This window comes from Spirosoma luteolum (genome assembly GCF_054778875.1).
Map to the genome: position 1 here is coordinate 1 of NZ_BAAGZE010000001.1, position 19,357 is coordinate 19,357.

Annotated in this window: 24 protein-coding genes; 12 read left to right on the forward strand and 12 right to left on the reverse strand. The window is 59.9% G+C overall.

Translation table 11 applies throughout. The features are described 5' to 3' along the window. The 3 genes from ACYVAC_RS00005 to ACYVAC_RS00015 all read right to left on the reverse strand — a co-directional run. On the reverse strand, window positions 1-238 hold a 238-nt coding region (locus ACYVAC_RS00005; protein ID WP_461095479.1), incomplete at its 3' end, for a transposase. A 1,016-nt stretch (window positions 239-1,254) separates the two neighbouring features. After that, entirely contained in the window at window positions 1,255-2,004 is a 750-nt protein-coding gene (locus tag ACYVAC_RS00010) for an acyl-CoA desaturase (protein WP_461095480.1), read from the reverse strand. A gap of 29 nt (window positions 2,005-2,033) precedes the next feature. Beyond that, window positions 2,034-2,447: a hypothetical protein gene (locus ACYVAC_RS00015; protein WP_461095481.1), complete on the reverse strand. Its 414-nt coding sequence runs from the start codon at window positions 2,445-2,447 to the stop codon at window positions 2,034-2,036. 185 nt (window positions 2,448-2,632) lie between these two features. Here ACYVAC_RS00015 and ccoS point away from each other — a divergent pair, with 185 nt between their 5' ends. From ccoS to ACYVAC_RS00050, 7 genes are all read left to right on the forward strand, one after another. After that, on the forward strand, window positions 2,633-2,851 hold the full coding sequence (gene ccoS, locus ACYVAC_RS00020; RefSeq protein ID WP_461095482.1) for a cbb3-type cytochrome oxidase assembly protein CcoS: 219 nt from the start codon (window positions 2,633-2,635) through the stop codon (window positions 2,849-2,851). Continuing rightward, window positions 2,848-5,064, forward strand: a complete 2,217-nt coding sequence (ccoN, locus tag ACYVAC_RS00025; protein WP_461095483.1) for a cytochrome-c oxidase, cbb3-type subunit I — start codon at window positions 2,848-2,850, stop codon at window positions 5,062-5,064. The genes ccoS and ccoN overlap by 4 nt, the downstream gene beginning before the upstream one ends. 43 nt (window positions 5,065-5,107) lie before the next feature. Next, window positions 5,108-5,302 (forward strand): hypothetical protein, encoded by a 195-nt coding sequence (locus ACYVAC_RS00030; protein ID WP_461095484.1) that lies wholly within the window; start codon window positions 5,108-5,110, stop codon window positions 5,300-5,302. Then, window positions 5,299-6,117: a cbb3-type cytochrome c oxidase N-terminal domain-containing protein gene (locus tag ACYVAC_RS00035; RefSeq protein ID WP_461095485.1), complete on the forward strand. Its 819-nt coding sequence runs from the start codon at window positions 5,299-5,301 to the stop codon at window positions 6,115-6,117. Before ACYVAC_RS00030 ends, ACYVAC_RS00035 begins: the two co-directional genes overlap by 4 nt. A 9-nt stretch (window positions 6,118-6,126) precedes the next feature. Then, complete coding sequence (ccoG, locus tag ACYVAC_RS00040; protein ID WP_461095486.1) at window positions 6,127-7,554, forward strand: cytochrome c oxidase accessory protein CcoG; 1,428 nt, start codon at window positions 6,127-6,129, stop codon at window positions 7,552-7,554. 415 nt (window positions 7,555-7,969) lie between these two features. Then, window positions 7,970-8,401, forward strand: a complete 432-nt coding sequence (locus ACYVAC_RS00045) for a FixH family protein (RefSeq protein WP_461095487.1) — start codon at window positions 7,970-7,972, stop codon at window positions 8,399-8,401. Continuing rightward, entirely contained in the window at window positions 8,398-9,087 is a 690-nt protein-coding gene (locus ACYVAC_RS00050; protein WP_461095488.1) for a sulfite exporter TauE/SafE family protein, read from the forward strand. The genes ACYVAC_RS00045 and ACYVAC_RS00050 overlap by 4 nt, the downstream gene beginning before the upstream one ends. 72 nt (window positions 9,088-9,159) lie before the next feature. On the opposite strand, the gene ACYVAC_RS00055 is transcribed toward ACYVAC_RS00050, so the two are convergent. The 6 genes from ACYVAC_RS00055 to ACYVAC_RS00080 all read right to left on the reverse strand — a co-directional run bounded on the left by ACYVAC_RS00055 (window position 9,160) and on the right by ACYVAC_RS00080 (window position 14,211). After that, window positions 9,160-9,498 carry a hypothetical protein gene (locus ACYVAC_RS00055; protein ID WP_461095489.1) on the reverse strand — a complete coding sequence of 113 codons (339 nt, stop codon included), beginning with the start codon at window positions 9,496-9,498 and terminating at the stop codon, window positions 9,160-9,162. A gap of 101 nt (window positions 9,499-9,599) precedes the next feature. After that, entirely contained in the window at window positions 9,600-10,592 is a 993-nt protein-coding gene (locus tag ACYVAC_RS00060; protein ID WP_461095490.1) for a 2-hydroxyacid dehydrogenase, read from the reverse strand. Window positions 10,593-10,710: 118 nt separating this feature from the next. Then, window positions 10,711-11,097, reverse strand: coding sequence for a VOC family protein (locus ACYVAC_RS00065; RefSeq protein WP_461095491.1), 387 nt, complete (start codon window positions 11,095-11,097; stop codon window positions 10,711-10,713). A 48-nt stretch (window positions 11,098-11,145) separates the two neighbouring features. Next, window positions 11,146-11,529 (reverse strand): helix-turn-helix domain-containing protein, encoded by a 384-nt coding sequence (locus ACYVAC_RS00070; RefSeq protein ID WP_461095492.1) that lies wholly within the window; start codon window positions 11,527-11,529, stop codon window positions 11,146-11,148. 41 nt (window positions 11,530-11,570) lie between these two features. Continuing rightward, window positions 11,571-12,620 carry a response regulator gene (locus ACYVAC_RS00075; RefSeq protein ID WP_461095493.1) on the reverse strand — a complete coding sequence of 350 codons (1,050 nt, stop codon included), beginning with the start codon at window positions 12,618-12,620 and terminating at the stop codon, window positions 11,571-11,573. Continuing rightward, window positions 12,598-14,211, reverse strand: coding sequence for a sensor histidine kinase (locus ACYVAC_RS00080; RefSeq protein WP_461095494.1), 1,614 nt, complete (start codon window positions 14,209-14,211; stop codon window positions 12,598-12,600). Before ACYVAC_RS00080 ends, ACYVAC_RS00075 begins: the two co-directional genes overlap by 23 nt. A gap of 178 nt (window positions 14,212-14,389) precedes the next feature. On the opposite strand from ACYVAC_RS00080, the gene ACYVAC_RS00085 reads away from it, so the two are divergent. Next, window positions 14,390-14,701 (forward strand): YbbN family protein, encoded by a 312-nt coding sequence (locus ACYVAC_RS00085; protein ID WP_461095495.1) that lies wholly within the window; start codon window positions 14,390-14,392, stop codon window positions 14,699-14,701. A 111-nt stretch (window positions 14,702-14,812) separates the two neighbouring features. Continuing rightward, complete coding sequence (locus tag ACYVAC_RS00090) at window positions 14,813-15,208, forward strand: hypothetical protein (RefSeq protein WP_461095496.1); 396 nt, start codon at window positions 14,813-14,815, stop codon at window positions 15,206-15,208. A 131-nt stretch (window positions 15,209-15,339) separates the two neighbouring features. On the opposite strand, the gene ACYVAC_RS00095 is transcribed toward ACYVAC_RS00090, so the two are convergent. Both ACYVAC_RS00095 and ACYVAC_RS00100 read right to left on the reverse strand, forming a co-directional pair. Next, a complete protein-coding gene (locus ACYVAC_RS00095) occupies window positions 15,340-16,161 on the reverse strand; it encodes a universal stress protein (protein ID WP_461095497.1) in 822 nt (273 codons plus the stop codon). A 46-nt stretch (window positions 16,162-16,207) separates the two neighbouring features. Next, window positions 16,208-16,552 (reverse strand): hypothetical protein, encoded by a 345-nt coding sequence (locus ACYVAC_RS00100; RefSeq protein WP_461095498.1) that lies wholly within the window; start codon window positions 16,550-16,552, stop codon window positions 16,208-16,210. A gap of 261 nt (window positions 16,553-16,813) precedes the next feature. Between ACYVAC_RS00100 and ACYVAC_RS00105 the strand changes: the two genes are divergently transcribed. From ACYVAC_RS00105 to ACYVAC_RS00115, 3 genes are all read left to right on the forward strand, one after another. Beyond that, window positions 16,814-17,575 (forward strand): M48 family metallopeptidase, encoded by a 762-nt coding sequence (locus ACYVAC_RS00105; RefSeq protein WP_461095499.1) that lies wholly within the window; start codon window positions 16,814-16,816, stop codon window positions 17,573-17,575. 87 nt (window positions 17,576-17,662) lie between these two features. Next, complete coding sequence (locus ACYVAC_RS00110; RefSeq protein ID WP_461095500.1) at window positions 17,663-18,361, forward strand: lysoplasmalogenase; 699 nt, start codon at window positions 17,663-17,665, stop codon at window positions 18,359-18,361. A 144-nt stretch (window positions 18,362-18,505) separates the two neighbouring features. Beyond that, window positions 18,506-18,763: a hypothetical protein gene (locus ACYVAC_RS00115; RefSeq protein WP_461095501.1), complete on the forward strand. Its 258-nt coding sequence runs from the start codon at window positions 18,506-18,508 to the stop codon at window positions 18,761-18,763. Window positions 18,764-18,868: 105 nt separating this feature from the next. Here the strand turns inward: ACYVAC_RS00115 and ACYVAC_RS00120 are convergent, their stop codons facing one another. Beyond that, window positions 18,869-19,321 carry a YybH family protein gene (locus tag ACYVAC_RS00120; protein ID WP_461095502.1) on the reverse strand — a complete coding sequence of 151 codons (453 nt, stop codon included), beginning with the start codon at window positions 19,319-19,321 and terminating at the stop codon, window positions 18,869-18,871. Between the last annotated feature and the right edge of the window lie 36 nt (window positions 19,322-19,357).

The window sequence follows — 19,357 nt, forward strand, 5'->3', positions numbered from 1 at the left end:
GTTTACGGTCCAGTTGATTAAGGGCAACATTGATTCGCTCGAAAGTGCCATCCTGCTTCCACTGATCAAAATAGTAGTAAACGGCCTGCCAATTGGGCCACTCGTTGGGTAAGTTACGCCACTGCCAACCCGTTCGTAAGAGCCATAGAATAATGTTGACGATCTGACGGGGGTTGTGTTTACGCTTTCGTTTGAGATTGAAAAAAGGCGAAATTGCGGCCCATTGAGGGTCGGTCATCGGACCGCCGAAGCGGTGGCTTCCACTGTTTGGTCATAACTCTGTAGTTTGGCGACCACAAAGTTGGCACGACTCTCAAGTTCTGTCAATTCCCAAACACGTTCTAAGTATACCATTGACTCCGCGTAAATTTAAGTGTGTTTCCCAAGTAGTGGGTTCATCCTGCGCCTGAACTCGAACAATAAGACTAATTGATATAACGCATATTAGAAAAAGACTTTTCAATGATTTCATAAAGTTCAATTTTTGTTTAAGTAAAATGTGTAAGATACTACTCATTCATGCAATAGAACTAGTAGTAAAATTTAGTACTCAAACATATACCTTTCAATTTAACCATAAAAATGCTTTGTTTTTTTATTGAAAAAATTATATTTTTCTATAATTTATATTTAGATAATTTATATTTATTAAAAGGTATTTTTTGTGGCTTTATTTATATAGAAATTAAAATAATTGCATTTTTAATGGTAAGACATAACGGGAGACCAAGCTGTCAATCTTCAATAAGATATTAAAAAAATACCATTCAATATATTTCGTGATTTTATCTAAACGTTTCACATTATTAACTTAATTCGATCTGTTTCATCAGGCGTATTTATATTCTTACAGAAGTTGCTGTGATACGAATTACACCTTACTGTTACTTACTATCTGAGTATATATACCTATATATTTTGGTTTCTATTATTGCCTATGTGATTTAGATTTTCCTGTCAAAATTGGAGTATATCTTATTGATCCGTGCATTAGCTCGTGAAGCCGCTAGCTCATAGTAATGGTCCTACGATCTCCCACCGGACACTGAGCAATGGCAAACTTTACAGACTTGCTCACGGAGTAAGATTCATCGTATCAGGCGTTGCCCTGCCAAGGGGCATGGGTGCCCGAACTACTCATTGGCCCGCCGGTAAGCAGCGCCGGGCCGGCGCTCAAACCAGACCGGGCGACGGCAGCGGCTCCGTCTGGAGTCGTACCGTCGCCCGGAGCGAAACGCTGATCTGATCGTCCAGCTACATATAGGCTTCGTCGCGGCCGAGTCGCAGGCGCAGCACGCCCAGCCGGTTGAGCAATCGGATGAGCGGATAAGCCGGGTCGAATTCATGCCAGCGGAACCCGCCAAAGTTGGGCCGGCCGCCAAACTTATGGTGGTTGTTGTGGTACGATTCGCCCATCATCAGAAAATCGAAGGGAAGCAGGTTTTTGGCCGTATCCGCCAGCTCAAAGTTGGTGTAACCGTAGCGGTGGGCATACCAGTTAATGATGGCCCCGTGGACCGGTCCCATCAGGAAATGAACCGGCAGCAGCAGAAAGAACCAGGGCGAAGGGGCAAACAGCCAGTAGAACAGCGTATAGCCCGCCCCCCACGCCAGGCGCACCGGCCACCGGTCGCCAAAACGCTCCATCCAGACCCAGTTGGGCACCCCCTTCTTGAACCGGGCCGGAATAAGGTCGCGGTTGTTGAGGATGTCGTTGTAGTAGGTCCGGGTTTTCCACATCATGTCGAACAGGTTGCGCGAATACTCGGGCGAGTGGGGGTCGTGCTCGGTATCGGCGTGAGCGTGGTGCAGGCGGTGCATGATGCCATAGGCCCGGGGGCTCAGAAACGACGATCCCTGCCCCACAAAGGTGAGCACGTAAAAAAACTTCTCCCAGCCCGGGCTCATCGTAAACATCTGATGGGCCGCGTAGCGGTGGAGAAAAAAGGTCTGCATCAGCACCGAGAGGTACCAGTGCGCCAGAAAGAAAGCCAGAATCAGCATAAAAAAGAGGAAGGTGCGGGTGGAGCCGCTCAGATCAGGTTTAATCCCATCAGTTCGCTCAGAAACGACTGACAGCGTTCTTTCAGCCGGACATATTCGGCCGATACCGTTCCGATCAGGCTGTTGCCCGCCACGGGCATACTGAAGTGCGGATCGGCACAGCGGGTACTGGTGGCCGGCACAGCGGTGCAGGCGGTGCCGGTGCAGACCATATCTGTCTGCAGGTCATGAATCCGGTTTTTGAGCCGCCCCAGGGCCTGCGCGTAGGCATCGGCGGGGTGGTTCAGGCTGTGGTAGGCATCAGGGCCGGGCAGATCGGCCAGCAGGGTCAGGAGCTGATCGATCTCCTGCTCGCTCTGGCGTAGGGTACTGGCCCAGGTCTGGTGCTGGGCGTGGCAGGCCTGCAGGGCATGGAGTGAATCGGGGCGGGGGGCGCTGTTCATACGTGTCAGGACGTTGATGCCGCAAATGTGCAGCCCGGCCCCGCCCGCTACCCTGACGCCCGTCAGCCGCCGGCCTGATCTGCGTCAGGGGGTCGGGCCTGACAAACGTCAGGTCGGGGCCTGACGGGCCTCATCGGGGCCGGGACCGGGCAGTGGCAGTTTTGCGGCAGTCAATTCCATCGGATATGTCTATTCTGTACGTCATGATTGGCGTGAGCCTGACCCTGGCGCTTGGGTTTCTGGGTGCCTTCGTCTGGTCGATGCGCACCGGGCAGCAGGACGACCTGTACACGCCCTCGCTCCGGATGCTGCTCGACGATGCGCCCCCACCCGTACCGGCCGTGCCCGATCCGGATTACCCAGCCACCCAACCAATGCCCAGCCGGGCTTCTTCTGCCGTATGAACACCCAGTTTTCTCCCGCTCTGCCAACTCAATCGCCCCCCGTTCCGCCCCTGCCTGCCGATTCGGCTACGGGCCTGCCCCCGGGCACCCGCCCCGTGGCCGAATCGTTTGCCTACGACAATACCATTGTCCGCAACTTTGCCATTGCCACCATCGTGTGGGGCCTGATCGGCATGCTGGTCGGCGTCGTGGCGGCCACGCAGCTGGTAGCGCCGGGGGCCAACCTGGGTACGCCCTATACCACCTTCGGCCGCATCCGGCCGCTGCACACCAACGCCGTTATTTTTGCCTTTGTGGGCAACGCCATTTTCATGGGCGTGTATTACTCGCTGCAGCGGCTCTGCAAAGCCCGCATGTTTTCCGACTGGCTGAGCCGCATCAATTTCTGGGGCTGGCAGCTCATTATCCTGTCGGCCGTGGCCACGCTGCCCCTGGGCCTCACCACGTCGAAAGAATATGCCGAACTGGAGTGGCCCATCGACATCGCCATCACGCTCATGTGGGTGGTGTTTGGCATCAACCTGTTCGGCACCATCATCAAACGGCGCGAGCGGCATCTCTACGTAGCCATCTGGTTCTACATCGCCACGTTTGTTACGGTGGCCGTGCTCCACATCATCAACTCGATGGAAATCCCCGTCAGCTTTCTTAAAAGCTATTCGGTCTATGCCGGGGTGCAGGATGCGCTGGTGCAGTGGTGGTATGGCCACAACGCGGTGGCGTTCTTCCTGACAACGCCTTACCTGGGCATGATGTACTATTTTCTGCCCAAAATGGCCAACCGCCCCGTTTACTCCTACCGGCTGTCGATTCTGCACTTCTGGGCGCTGATCTTCATCTACATCTGGGCGGGGCCCCACCACCTCCTCTACAGCTCGCTGCCCGACTGGGCGCAGTCGCTGGGGGTTGTCTTTTCGATCATGCTCATTGCGCCTTCGTGGGGCGGTATGATCAACGGGCTGCTGACCCTGCGCGGAGCCTGGGACAAGGTGCGCGAAGATACCGTGCTCAAGTTTATGGTGGTGGGCCTGACCTGCTACGGCATGGCCACATTCGAAGGCCCCATGCTGTCGCTCAGGAACGTCAACGCCATCGCTCACTTCACCGACTGGATCGTGGCCCACGTACACGTAGGCGCGCTGGGCTGGAACGGGTTTCTGACGTTTGCCATGCTTTACTGGCTGCTGCCCCGGCTCTATCACACGCCCCTCTACTCGAAACGGCTGCTGAACGCCCACTTCTGGCTGGGCACCCTCGGTATTCTGTTCTACGCCGTGCCCATGTATATCTCGGGGTTCACGCAGGGCATGATGTGGAAGGAATTTACGCCCGAAAGCACGCTGCGCTACGGCAACTTCCTCGACACCACCCTGCAGATTCTGCCCATGCACCGGATGCGCGCCATTGGCGGTACGCTCTACCTGCTCGGGGCGGTGCTGATGGCCTACAACCTCGTTAAAACCATGGCCGCCGGCACGCTGACCGCCAGCGAACCGGCCCAGGCGCCCCCCCTGCCCACCCAGTACACCCCAACCGGGGGCGACACGTTCTGGCACCGCTGGTTCGAGCGCAAACCCGTGCCGTTGCTGATCGGATCGCTGGTGGTTATCCTGATCGGGTCCATGATCGAGCTGGTGCCCACCTTTATGGTCAAAAGCAACGTGCCGACCATTGCGTCGGTACAGCCTTACACTCCGCTCGAACTCGAAGGGCGCGACCTGTACATTCGCGAGGGCTGCGTGAGTTGCCACAGCCAGATGGTACGCCCCTTCCGCTCCGAAACCGAACGCTATGGCGAGTATTCCAAAGCCGGCGAGTTCGTGTATGACCATCCCTTTTTGTGGGGCAGCAAACGCACCGGCCCCGACCTGCACCGCGAGGGGGGCAAATACCCCAACGCCTGGCACTACCACCACATGCAGGACCCCGCGTCTATGTCGCCGGGCTCGATTATGCCGCCCTATCCGTGGCTGCTCGACCAGACCCTCGATGTGTCGCATACGGCCGACAAGATGCGGGCGCTGCGCCGGGTGGGCGTGCCCTACGACGATGCCGCTATCGACCGCTCGGGCGTGACGCTGCAGGAGCAGGCCGGCACCATCAGCCGGTCGCTGGCAGCCGACGGCATCAAGGTTAAATCAGACCGCGAAATCGTAGCCCTCATTGCCTACCTGCAACGGCTGGGTACCGATATCCGCAAGATGGAAAACTAACGACCGTGGCCGGCCCGGTGCCGGCCACCCAACCCCAACGCCCATGTTCAAGCAATTCATCGACCGGCTGCCCGGCGCCGACCGCTACCTGGTCGGTTCGTTTCTGACCTTCTTCCTCTTTTTCGTACTGGTAGGGCTTTACCTGTGGCTGGCCGATCGCCACCACATGAGCCGGATGAGCCACCTGCCCCTCGACGATATGACCACCGACCCACTCGCTACCGCCACCCCCTTATGAACGTACTGCTTCTAACTACCCCTGCATCGACCTGGTCCATTACGTCGGGGCAGGATCTGCTGCTGCTTAGCCTGAGTTTGTTTCTGCTGGTCGGGATGGTTCTGGTAGGTGGCTTCGCGATCTACCTGCTGGCTGTGCTGCGCCGGAGCCTGAGTCCGCCCCCGCCCATCGATACGCGTCCGGGCTGGCAGAAGCTGGCCGGTCTGCACAACCTCAGTCAGGAAAAAGACCTGATGATGGAACACACCTACGATGGCATTGCCGAGCTCGACAACCCCACCCCGCCCTGGTTTATGGCCCTGTTCTACGGCACCATCGGCTTCGGACTGGTCTACCTGCTGGTTTTCCACGTATTCGGGGCGGGCGATCTGCAAACGGCCGAATACACCCGCGAGGTAGCCCTGGCCGACGCAGCGCGCGAGGCTTATATCCGTAAAGTGGCCGGTTCGATCAACGAAAATACCGTTGTGCAGGTCGCCGATGCCAAATCGCTCGACGCGGGCAAAGCCTTGTTTACGCAATACTGCGTAGCCTGCCACGGCGCGCAGGCGCAGGGGGGCGTTGGCCCTAACCTGACCGATGCCTACTGGCTGCACGGCGGGTCAATGAAAGCGGTGTTCCACACCATTACCGAGGGGGTGCCCGAAAAAGGCATGCTCTCCTGGAAAAAGCAGCTCAATCCGCTCCAGGTGCAGCAGGTGGCCAGCTTCATTCTGTCGCTGCAGGGCAGTAACCCGCCGGGTGCCAAAGCGCCACAGGGCACTCCCGAAAAGCCCGTAGCCGCCCCATCGACCCAAACGGTTGCCCAGCGGTAATCCAGCCCCATGCACGCCAACCCCACACCACCCGCTGCCAGCCCCGATGATTTTCGGGCGCACCTGCCCAACCAGCTGACCAGCGGGGAGCGCAAATGGCTCTATCCCCGCGCCACCACCGGCCGCTATACCCGCTGGCGGATGGTGGTGGCGGGGGTGTTGCTGGCCCTGCTGATTGCCGGCCCCTTCGTCTGGGTCGACGGTCACCCGCTGTTTCTGTTCAACATACTGGAGCGCCGGTTCATTCTGTTCGGCGTACCGTTCTGGCCGCAGGATTTCTACCTGGTCGCCATTGGCCTCATTACCTCGGTGGTGTTTATCGCGGTGTTTACGGTTATCTACGGCCGGGTATTCTGCGGCTGGGCCTGCCCACAGACGATCTTCATGGAGGGCGTTTTCCGCACCGTCGAGCGCTGGATCGAAGGCGACCACAAGGCCCGGCAGCAACGCGACGCCGGCCCCTGGACCACCGATAAACTCATCCGGAAAACCGCCAAGCACCTGGTCTTTTTCCTGATGGCTTTCGGCATCAGCAATGTGTTTCTGGCGTATGTGATCGGGCGCGACGCCTGGCAACAGCTCGTCAGCGACCCGCCCGACCAGCACGCGCTGGGTTTGCTGGCCATGCTGGTATTTACCGGGGTTTACTACGCCGTTTTTGCCCACCTGCGCGAGATCGTCTGCACAACCATCTGCCCCTACGGCCGGCTGCAGAGCGTGCTGCTCGACCGCCACTCGCTCGTGGTTGCCTACGACTTTGTTCGGGGCGAGCCGCGGGGCAAACGCCGGCGCACCGCCCCCGCACCGGCCCCCAAAACCGGCGACTGTGTCGACTGCGCCCTCTGCGTGCAGGTCTGCCCGACGGGCATCGACATTCGCAACGGCACGCAGCTGGAATGTATCAACTGCACGGCCTGCATGGACGCCTGCGATCAGGTGATGACCACGATCGGCCGCCCCCGGGGCCTGATCCGGCTCGACTCACAGCAGGGTATCGAAACGGGACAGGGCTTTCGAATAACGGCCCGGCTGGGGGCCTACACCGCCCTGCTGCTGGTACTGCTGGGCGTGATGACCTACGGCCTGCTGAGCCGCCCCGACCTCGACGTTACCATCCTGCGGGCGCCGGGTCAGCTCTACCAGCGCACGCCGGCCGGTCAGATTCAGAACCTGTACACAGCCGATATCATCAACAAAACCTACCATACGCTGCCCCTGACGCTTCGGGTCGACCGGCCAGGGGCTACCCTTAGGCTGGTGCAGCCGCTGACGCAGGTGTTGCCCGGCACACTCACCAAAGCCCTGTTTTTCATTACCCTGCCCGACACCACAATCCATCAGCCAACTACGCCCCTGACCATCGATGTCCTGTCAGATGGTCGCCTGGTCAACCAGTTCAACACCACCTTCACGGGGCCGGCGACGGGTGTTCACTGAGGGGTATGCATTGAGCGATTGAGTGGTTGGTGATTGAGCGGGCTACGCGTTGGCATTGAACGATTGAGTGGTTGGCGATGGTGCGGGCTACGCGTTGGCATTGAGCGATTGAGTGGTTGGCGATGGTGCGGGATACGCGTTGGCATTGAGCGATTGAGTGGTTGGTGATTGTGCGGGCTACGAGTCGTACAGGCTACCGCCAGAGGCCGAAGCTATGAATTGCGTACCAGCAGAAAAATTCTGGCTCATTCACAAACCACTCAACCTCAAATCACTCAATAACCATCACTCAACCACTCAATAACCATCACTCAACCACTCAATCTCAAATCACTCATTCACCAATCACTCAATCTCAAACCACTCATTCACCAATCACTCATTCACCAATCACTCATTCACCAATCACTCAATCATGAACTGGGGAAAAAGCATCGTTCTGGTATTCATCGTCTTTGCCGGCTTTATCGGCACGATGGTTTTCTGGATGAGTCGCCAGCAGGTCGACCTGGTGCGCGACGATTATTACCAGGATGAACTGGCTTATCAGCAGCACATCGACCAGGTAGCCAACGCCCGGCACCTCGACCCCGATGCCTACATCCAGGTCGACGCCCCACACCGCCAGGTACACATTGTCCGACCCGATTCGCTTTTGCAGGGTACGTTGCTCCTGTACTGCCCCGCCAATCGCCGGGCCGACATCCGGCTAACCCTATCGCCAGCAGGGTCGGCCACCACCACGCTCGCCATGCAGAACCGGCCGGCGGGCCTGTGGCGGGCGCAGCTCACCTGGTCGGACGGGCAGCGGAGTTATTACACCGAACGCAGCCTGCAACTGCCATGACGGGCTGGTGGCTACCGGCCCTGCTGACCGGTCTGGCAGCCAGTCTGCACTGCCTGGGTATGTGCGGGCCGCTGGTACTGGCCCTGCCCGTGGGCCGGTTTGCGCCGGGCCAGCGGGGGCTCGTCCGGACCGTTTACCATACCGGCCGGCTCAGCGCCTACGCCGGGCTGGGCGCTGTGGTGGGCCTTCTGGGTCAGCGTGTGTTGCTGAGCGGGCTGCAGCAGCCCGTATCGATCGGGGCCGGACTGCTGCTGCTGGGCTGGCTGGCGCTCCACCGGTCGGTGCCGCAGGCCCGCTGGTCGGTAGTAGTGACGCGCTGGCTCACGGCCCCCATGAGCCGACTGCTCCGGCACCCCCGGTTCGGTCATGTGCTGCTGCTGGGCTGGCTCAACGGCCTGCTGCCCTGCGGTTCGGTCTATGTGGCCGTGGCCGGCGCACTCGCCACCTTTTCGGTAGGCAGCAGCATCGGCTATATGCTTCTGTTCGGGTCAGGCACGCTACCCGCGCTGCTGGGGCTGCAACTGGTTGCCGGCCGCCTTACGCCCCTGCTGCGGCACCGACTCACCCGAACCCTGCCGGCGGTTACGCTGCTGGTAGCCCTGCTACTGATCGGGCGCGGCCTTTACCCGTATACGGCCTTCAGGGCCGACCCCAGCCAGCCCATTCCGCTTTGCCACGGCCGCTGATTACAAGAAAAAACCGGGCACCAACAGCGTCGGTGTCCGGTCTGGGCAGGTCCGAAAAAACCCGTCTTTACCTTATCGATGGCAGGTCATGGCCGGCATTACCGACTCGCTGCCTTTGCGGTTCTGCTCGGCCAGCGACCAGTTGACCGTGTCGTCGGTATCGTGCCAGCTGGCGCCCGTCCAGCGTCGTACCTGCGCCGTCAGGCCAAAGCAGTTTCTGAAGTTGTCGACCAGTTCGGCCACGGTCATCCCGGGTTCGATCAGAAAGCAGCTGTAGCACGGCTGTCGAAACGGATGCGGCAGCTGACTATCGGCCGAGATCGACAGCTGCAGATAGGGAAACTGCTCACTAAAATGCTGCCGGATCAGCGGTAGCGTCATCATCGGATACACTTCGAGGGGAGTAGTCATGGGCGTAAACGGTTAGGAGTCGTTGCGGGCACAAACAGCCTGTCCACGCGGCCCGACCAACGCGGCCCGACCTACGCGGCCCGACCTACGCGGCCCGGAGTTCAGCACATCGATGCCCGCGTGGCCAGCGACTGCTGCTGGTTGTCGGCGTAGCTGAACTGGTTGAGCAGACTGCGGGCTATCTGCTGCAGGGCATCGTCGGTGAAATACCCCTGGTGAGGGGTCAGCAGCACGCGGGGGTGCTGGCGCAGCCGGTTGAGTCGTTCGTCGGGGATGGGGGTTGCGGAGAAATCGTGGTAGAAATAAGTCCGTTCGTTTTCATACACATCGGCGGCATAGCCACCCAGCTGGCCGCTGTCGAGCGCATCGAGGACCGCCGTCGTGTCGACCAGCCGCCCCCGCCCCGTATTAACCAGCAACGCGCCAGGCTTCATCAGCGAGAGCGTCTGCTCATTAATCAGGTGGTCAGTGAGCGTGGTAAGCGGGCAGTGGAGCGACACTACATCGGCGGCCTCCAGCAGGGTCGACAGCGCCACATAGCGCACCCCCGTTTCGCTCATCCGCCGGTCTGGATTGAGGTCGTAGGCCAGCCGTTTGCAGCCAAAGCCCTGCATGATGCGCAGAAAAGCCTGGCCAATGTGGCCCGTGCCCACCACTCCTACCGTTTTGCCGTGGAGGTCGGTGCCCAGCAGCCCCTCGATCGTGAAATCGCCGGCCCTGACCCGGCGGCTGGCTTCGGGCAGGTGCCGCACCAGTCCCATCAGCAGCGTGGCCGCCTGTTCGGCTACGGCATAGGGCGAGTAGCCCGGCACCGACAGCAGCTGCATGTCGAGCTCGGCCAGCGCCCGCAGATCCACGTTGTCGAGTCCGGTACAGCGCATCCCCACCGTCCGAACGCCCAGTGCGTGCAGGCGCCGGAGCACCGTGCGGTTCAGGTCATCGTTGACGAAGGCACAAACGGCGTCATGACCAGCCGCCTGGTCAACGGTCTCGGCCGTCAGGGTCTGCGGCAGGTACGTAAGCCGGTGCATCCCCCGGAACTGATCAAACCAGTGAGACTCAATGGGCAGGGCGCTGAAGAAGGCGATGTTCATGGCTATGCTGTATGGTTGCGAGTTGTACCGACCCGGCAAAGGTGGTTAAACCCACCGCGCGGTACCCTGCGCCCGATCAGGCCACGAACTGATTTCTGACAGCCCGACCGCCGGGGCTTCAGCGCAGCATGACCAGCTGAATGCGGTTGCCGCAGGTGTCGTCGAGCACGGCTAGCCTGACCGGCCCCATATCCGTTGGCAGTACGCTGAACTGAACACCCCGTTCCACTAACTGCTGGTACGTTTTGTCTACATCGTCGACGGTAAAGACCATGGCCGGAATGCCGGCCTCGTAGAGCGCCCGCTGGTACACCTGAGCTGGTTCGAACTGCATGGGTTCCAGCAACAGCTCCACCCCGTCGGGCTGTTCGGCCGACGCAATCGTCAGCCACTGCATCTCGCCCATCGGCACGGCCCGTCTGAGGGTAAACCCTAACACATCGGTATAAAACGCCAGGGCTCGCTGCTGATCGGAAACCAGCAGACTACATACATCGATACGCATTATCGGTCAGATTTGGTTGTCCGTAAAGATGGGCGGCCGCCGGTTGACTTAGTTCTTCAATCTTGCTCGTTTGTGAGCGCGGGGCGGCCGACCGGTCTGCTTTTTAATGAGTCCGCTGAACGTGCTGATGCTTTCATAGCCCACCGCCAGACATACATCCAGCACCGATTCGCGCCGGGCGAGCAGCTGGCGGGCCCGCGCCACGCGTTTGCGGATCAGATACGCCCGGGGCGACAGCCCGTAGAGCCGCCTGAACTCGCGGCAGAAATGAGAGGGCGAACAGCAGGCTATAGCCGCCAGCTGCGCCAGGGTGATGGGATTACCCAGCTGGGCATCCATAAGGTGTCTGGCCCGGATAATGCGGTCGGTTTTGTGGGTATTGCCGTAGAACTGCCGGGTCAGGGTCGCCAGGCTGTCGGTATACAGACTCATGGGTTGGCAGATTGAGGCCAGACGGCCGTGGTGATACATGCCTACCAGTTGCTCCGGCGCAGGCGATCGGGCTGCAGCAGCCGGATGCCGCCCGAGCCGCCCATATCGATCAGCCCATCCTGCCGAAACTCGCTCAGGGTACGGATCAGCGACTCGGTCGCCGTGCCGACCATGGCGGCCAGATCGTCGCGCGAGAGCTGGATGGGGCTATCGGGCTGCTGCTCGTGGAGCCGCAGCAGCGTATCGGCTACGCGCCGGCGCAGCGAACTGTAGGCCATCCCCAGCAGCTGCTCTTCGCGCTCGCCCACCCGACCGGCCAGCAGCCGGATAAACTGCTGGCTCACACTGGGGCTGGCCAGCAGCAACTGCCGGAAATCAGCCTCCGGAATATAGATCAGTTCCGAGTCATCGAGGGTAACGGCCGAGTCGGTGTACTCGCGGTTGTCGAGCAGGGCGAAGTAGCCGAAAAAATCGCCGGCATGGTAGAGGCCCGTGATAAACTCTTTCCCATCGTTGTTGGTCCGAATTGTCTTTACTTTTCCCGATTTTAGAAAATAAAGCCGCGTCGGCTCGTCGCCCTCCGAATACACATACTGCTTTTTGCGCACTGCGTGCACCTTGCGATCGATCGACAGACTATCGAGACTCGCGGTCTGGCGGGCTTCGTCGAGAAAGCGGTCGAGATCGGCGGGGGTAGCTGCCGGTTCGGCCGGCACCAGGTGCCGGAAGCGGTTGAGCCGGCCCTCAATGGCGCTCAGCAGTTCCGATTCGTCGAAGGGCTTGGTCAGGTAATCGTCGGCCCCCAGTTCCATGCCCTTCCGGAAATCGGTACGCTCGGTCTTGGCCGTCAGAAAAATAAACGGCACACCGCTCAGCTGGGGGTTTTTATTGAAGATATGCAGCACCCCGTAGCCATCGAGCACCGGCATCATAATATCGCAGATAACCAGATCGGGGCGTTGAAGCAGGGCTTTCTCAACGCCGATTTTGCCGTTCTCGGCCGTCGTTACCGCGTAACCGGTCAGTTCCAGAATTTCGGCCGTATTCTCGCGAATCGCGTCGTTGTCTTCAATCAGCAGAATGGTTGTCATAGGGGAGCTGAATGGTTACGGTTGTACCCTTGTTTAGTTCGCTGCGCAGCGATACCTGGCCGCGCATCAGGTCGACATAGCGGCCCACAATATGCAGGCCAAGCCCCGTTCCGGCTACGTTGGTCGCGTTTTTGGCCCGGAAAAAGCGTTCGAACAGGTGCTGCTGATCCTCGTCGGAGATACCGATACCCTGATCCTGAACGGTGAGTGTCAGGTAGCCATCGCGGCAGGCAGCCGACAGGCCGACCACCGTATCGGGCCCCGAATATTTGAGGGCATTAGAGAGCAGGTTGACGACCATCTTGCGCAGCAGCGACGAATCGAGCCAGATGGGCGTGGGGCAGTCGACGGTTGGTTCGATCCGCTGCCCCGGCTTCAGCAGTGCCTGCATATCGGCGCTGGTATCGGTCAGCAGCCGCGCCACATCGGTGGCCACGGGCCGGGTTTCTACCTTGCCTTCTTCCAGCCGCCCGACCGACAGAAACTCTTCCAGAATATCGTTGAGGTGCTTCACCGACGACTTGATACGATCGAGGTGTTTCTGGCGCTTGTCCTGCTGATCGCCCCCGGGGTACTTCTCGATCAGCGATGCCGACGACAGCACGGCCGTGAGCGGGGTTCGAAACTCGTGGGAGGCCATGGCCACGAACCGCGATTTCAGTTCGCCCAGTTCGCGTTCGGCCACCAGCGCCCGGGCCAGCTCGTCTTTCGACTGCTCGAGCTGGTCGAGGGTGTTGAGCAGCGCCTGTGTCCGGTCGGCCACTTTCTGCTCGAGGTCGCTGTTGAGCCGCTCGATGTGGTCGCGGTGGGCCAGCAGCTGCCGTTCGGCTTCCTTCTTCAGGGTGGTATCGATGATGTAGGCCACCACATACAGTTCGTCTTCGAGCCGAAAGTAGCTCAGGCTGATTTCGACCGGAAACACCGACCCGTCGAGCCGCTGGGCGTGCAGGTCGCGGTTGTGCCCCATGGCGCGCACCTGCGGCCGTTCGTTGAACGACTGGCGCAGTTTTTCGTGGTAGCGGCTGACGCCCGTGGGCACGAGCTGCTCGATTGTCTGATTCAGCAGGCCGCCCGCCGGGTAGCCAAACAGCTGATCGGCCATCAGGTTGGCCGATACGATATGCCCCTGCTCGTCGCAGACCACGATGCCGATGGTAGCACTGGAGAAGATAGCTTCGTAGCGCCGGACACTGTGCTCGAGTTCGACCTCGGTGCGGTGCAGCTGCTCCTGACTGATAAGCCGTACCAGTGCAAACCGACGCTCGCCGGCCATGTAGGTTCGGATGCTGAGCCGCCCCAGAAAGGCAGGGCCGTTTTGCCGGCCAATCAGCGTGGTTTCCTGATAAAACCCCGCGTCGAGCCGGTTATAAAGCGCCAGCCGCTCGTCGGCGGTGAGGGGCTGGGTGCGCAGCGACCGCGACCGGACGGGGTCGCTGAGCAGTGCCGGTACCGAGTCGAAACCAAGCAGGCGGGCCCCCGCCTGGTTGATCCGCACGAATCGTTCATCCAGCAGGTCGTAGATACCGACAAAATCGTCGTTCTCCTCGAAGAGCAACGCCGACAGTTCGGGGGTGTATAGGTCGGGTTCCATAAGACTCGAAACGCGTTGCAGCCGGGGTGTACCGGCGTATGCGGCCAAAATACGGCGAATCTGACTAAGCCGCTACGAAAATCACCTGGGTGGCTGACGCCGATCAGCCCGCCGGCCTGACGGTAGTCCTATTTTTGCCGGGCATGATCTCTTCGTTTGTTCCATCGGTCTGTTCCTTATGAACGCTTCTGCTGAATCCGCGCTGCTGCCATCAGCTACCCTGCTGTTTTTCATGCCGCCCGACTGGGGTGATTTGCGGCAGCGTGCCTCGGCGCAGCGGCTGGCCCAAGCCATTCAGCACGGGGTTGGCCCCCGGCTGCGGGTGCTGCGCGTCGATACGGCCCTTCATCCGGAGATTATGACCAGTTTCGATATTCACGTTACGCCTGCCTTTGTGCTGGTCCAGCACGGCACGGAGCTATGGCGACAGGAAGGGTCTACCGACCCCGCCACGCTGACGCACATCGCCCGGCAACTGCTGACGACCTGACGGGCCGCAGGTCTTCGCCTGACCAGGTTCATACGATCCTATGATCCGGGCGATTAGACGGCCGTTGGCTACCCGCCAACTTTGATCCGTTAGCCAAACCCTGCACCCAACATGCCGATTAACCCAGCCATATCCGCCCTTAACCGCCAGTGCCAGCAGCAACAGCAGCTGTGGTCGCGGTCACTGCAGCAGTGCGATCAGGAGATCGATGACCTGCTCAAACAGCTGGCGAATCGTTCCGAGCTGGCTCCGCTGCCCGCCTACGAGTTGCATGTTCAGGCCCTCCACCGGCTTAAAATGCGCGTACGGCGCCTGCTGCGGAGTGTTATCTGCCCCGTTACACGCTGCACCATTTCCGACGAAAACAGCCGGTGTACCGATATCCGGCTGCACGTAAAGGGCCTGTCGGCAATTTTGATTGATGGGGTTCGGAACGACTTCCGGCTGGAGCGCCGGCGCTGTGTCCGGCTACTCGAAAACAAACCGTCGGGCCTGACTGACAACTAATTGCGTGGCGGGCGGATGGTGCCAGTACCATCCGCCCCCCACGAAACGATACACCAACCACCAGCAAAGGGGGGCGACCGATAAACGTGGTGCACGTTTATCGGTCGCCCCCCTTGTTTGTTGAGCCGGCTTCAACCGATGGCCAGCAGCGGAATATCCGTCAGACGGGCCAGACGCTCGGTGCGGGTGTCGGTCAGCAGGCGGCTGAGCCAGTTGTGGGCCTGGGGCATCATCACAATCAGATCGGCTTTCTGCTCATGGGCAAACGCCAGCAGCACCTCGCATACATCGTCTCCCGACAGCAGCGTCAGCGTATGCGGCACCGTACCCATCAGCCGGCGAATCAGCTCGGCCTGCTCGTGGCGCCCGGCGCTGGCCGGCAGCGGGTCGACGCACAGCACGTTGACAACGCATCCGACCTGCCGGGCAAACCGCAGGGCGGTTTCCATAGCCAGCACATCGGGGGGCGTTATCAGGTCTACCCCCATCACCACGTTCGTAACGGCACTCAGGTGGGCGCCGGGCGGAATCAGCAGCAGCGGCACCTCGATATCGGCAATCAGATCGGTCGCAACGCTGCCCAGCAGCTGCGCGCTCTGGGGCGCACTGCCAGCCGTCGACATGATGAGCAGATCGGCCTGCTCTTCGTAAACCACGGCGTGGATCGAGGCAAGGGTATGGCCTTCGCGGGTCCGGTGCCGAATGGGTACTGCCGTGCCATAGCGCGCCTGCAGTTCGTTGGCCAGCTGGCGGAGCCGCCGTTCACTATCGTCGAACATGGCCGTGCGGCTCAGCGGAAAATCGAAACCGCTTTCGGCCGGGTTGTCGGGCCAGAAGTGAAACGCATGCATCAGCACCAGCGACGCCCCCTGGGCAGTGGCCAGGTGCATGGCTACATCGGCCGCCTGATTGGCCGCTTCGGAAAAATCGGTTGCCAGCACAAAGGTTTTCATAGAGTGCGTCGGTTGGGGTTGTGTGCAGAATCGAAACGGCAGCCGCCTACAGCAGGTCCATCAGTGTGATGGCCAGGTGGATCAGGGCGCTGAACACAAAGGCCGGCATGAAGTAGCGGACGGGCATAGCCGACAACACCGGTATCAGTACCAGCAGAAAACACAGGAAGGCAGTCAGCAGCTGCCAGTCGCCCCCGTTGAAGTTGAACATCACCAGCAGCAGCGCCGGGGTCAGCACGCAGCCCTGAATAATGACCGCCGTGGCGGCCCAGCCGATGCGGTTGAATTCGAGGGTTGCCATCAGCTGATTGAAGCGGGCAAACAACGACTGGTTCTGGGCGACGGTGGCCGGTGGGCTGTATGCGCTGGTTGGTTGGTTGATCGTTACCATGATTGTGCGTCGATTGAGTGACAGCACAAAACAACGACCGCCGGGGCATTGCCGGGCTGACCGCCGTCAGGGCGGCACCTGATTTATGGCAGGCGCGCTCCCGCCGGATAAAAACCGATCTGACGGGCTTCTACGCTCAGTTCGTTAAACCATTTACCCCTCCCAACAGTCACATAGGTATGTGTAGCCGGCGGCCAACGGGCGGGCGGCTACGCACCCGGTACTGCACAGGCACCGGATTATCCAACCAGCTTACTCACTATGAAACGCATTCTTTTGTCAATCTCCCTGATCGTAGCAGCTCCGCTGTTTGCACAGGCTCAGGGCGCGGGCAACCTGCTGCAGGCCGGCCTCGACGCCATCAACTCGGCCACCCTCTCCAACGCCCAGGTTGTTCAACTGTCTAAACAGGCGGTCAAGCAGATGGACGCCCAGAACCCCGTGGCCGGTCCCTCCGACCCCTATACCCAGCGGCTCAACCGGATTGTCCGGCGGCACCAGACCATCAGCGGCATCCCGATCAATTACAAGGTGTACATGGTCAAGGATGTAAACGCTTTCGCCACGGCCGACGGCAGTGTGCGGGTTTTCAAAGGCCTGATGGACCTCATGACCGATACCGAACTACTGGCTGTAATGGGTCACGAGATGGGACACGTCGTGAACCAGGACACGCGCGATGCCATGAAAAGCTCGCTCCGGCGGTCGGCAGTCCGGAACGCCGTAGCGGCCAATTCGGGTACGATCGGCGCACTGGCGCGGGGTCAGGCCGGCGGAGTGGCCGATTACCTGCTCGGGGCCAAGTTTAGCCGGCAGCAGGAAACCGAAGCCGACGATTACAGCTATGGTTTCCTGAAAAAGTACGGGTATAACGTCGTAGCGCTGGCCACCTCGTTTGAGAAACTGGCTGCTCAGGGTGGTGGCGGGGGTGGTCTGTCGACTATCGTATCGGATCACCCCGACAGTAAAGCCCGGGCCCAGCGCGTCCGCGACCGGGCCCGGCGCGACGGACTGCTGCGCTAACGCCGGCAGCGCCGGCGATGGCCAGCTACATTGATCGGGCGGGTGAATTGGTTTACTTTGCGTAAGCTAATTCACCCGCCTTTTTTTATGCTCGTTCAAGACCGTTCGTTCTGGCTTCGGCTGTTCACCGTAGTTGCCGTGATCGACATCGTCCATGTGACGTTGTCCGACGTACCGGCCTATGGCTACAAGCCGCTGCTGATGCTGTCGCTCGGCGCGTATGCGTGGCAGCAGACGCGCGCGCACCGGACTCCGCAAACGCGCGCGTTGCTGTTTGGTCTGGCCTTCGCCTGGCTGGGCGACGTGTTGCTGCTGTTCAGCGGGCCTGGTCTGTTCGAGCTGGGGCTTGGCGCTTTTCTGGTCATGCAGCTGCTCTACAGCCGCGCGTTCCTGTTAGATGCCCGGCGCCCCTCCTCCCGGACTTGGGTGCTGATCGGGGTCGTGCTGGCCGGGATCGGAGCGCTGATGGCCCGTCTGTTTCCCCTGGTGCCCGATGCGCTGCGCCTGCCCGTGCTGCTGTACATGACCGCCATCACGGCCATGACCCTGACCGCGCTCTGCCGCCGGGAGGCCGTGCCCCCCGCGCGGTTCTGGCCGGTTTTTGCCGGCGCCTGCCTGTTTGTCTGTTCCGATTACCTGCTGGCTCTGGAGCGCTTCGGCACGCCCAATGCCGTTGTGCGCTTCTTCGTTATGCCGACCTACCTGCTGGCGCAGTACCTGATTGTCAGCGGCATGCTGCAGCCCGTAGCCCAGTCGTCAGGGCCTCCGGCAACGCAGCCAGCGTAAAACTGTGCGAATAACTTTTTTTTCGGGCCGGCGTTCGCGTATTTGTGCTGGTATTTAGCCCCGGTCGTGTCTGGTTCATGCCAAACAGGCAGCCCCCGGCTTTACACACTTTTTCGTTGATCATTTTAGTCTACAAACCTACCCATGAATCAGGACCAGACGCACGAAAGCATCGGCCGTCAGCTCGAAGACGAAGCCAACAAAATACAGGACCGTCAGATCGAGCAGCAGTTTCGCGACGCATTCCTGCAACTCGACCCCACTATCAACCTGGCCAGTGTGCTGATCGTCAGCGACGTAGCCAACGATACCCTGACCATCGACGGCGTCGATGACGAACTGATCGATAAAGCCGTGCAGATTGTCAGCGGTGCCCATGCCGGCGACGACAGCGACTTGTAAGGACCAGGGCCATCTTCGGCCAACCGACCAGTCAGCCCTGAATACAGCAGCGCCCCGCATCAGTTTAGGTGATGCGGGGCGCTGCTGGTAAAAAACCCGTTGGGCTTACTTCACCCGAACCGGCATATCTTCGAGTTGCGCATAACTCAGTTTCCAGGTGTTGTCAGTTCCTTTTTTCCAGAGCAGGATAAAATTGCCTTCGCCGTAGCCCCGTACCTGCTGCCCATCTTCAGGCAGCACATCGACTGAGAAAGTTCCGGCTTCGTAGGCAATCTGCGAATCGGTGCCCGAGCTGAGCACGCTGGTTTTCAGGCTGCTCAGCGTCGGCAGGGTTTCTTTCACCCATTTGCTCGACACTTCGCCTTTGCCCTTGAAATGGGCCTCGCCCTGCACGAAGTCGATGTCGTCGGCCAGCATGTTGTTGATCTGATCGGCGTTTTTGCTGTTCCAGGCGCCAATAAACTGCTGGTTCAGCGACTGCACCGAAACAGCCTCGTCTGTTTTATTACAGCTGGTCAGCAAAGCTGCGCCAACCAGCGTGTACAGAATCGTTTTCATAAGTTGACTGTGTTTGTGAACGGGATGTATAAAAAC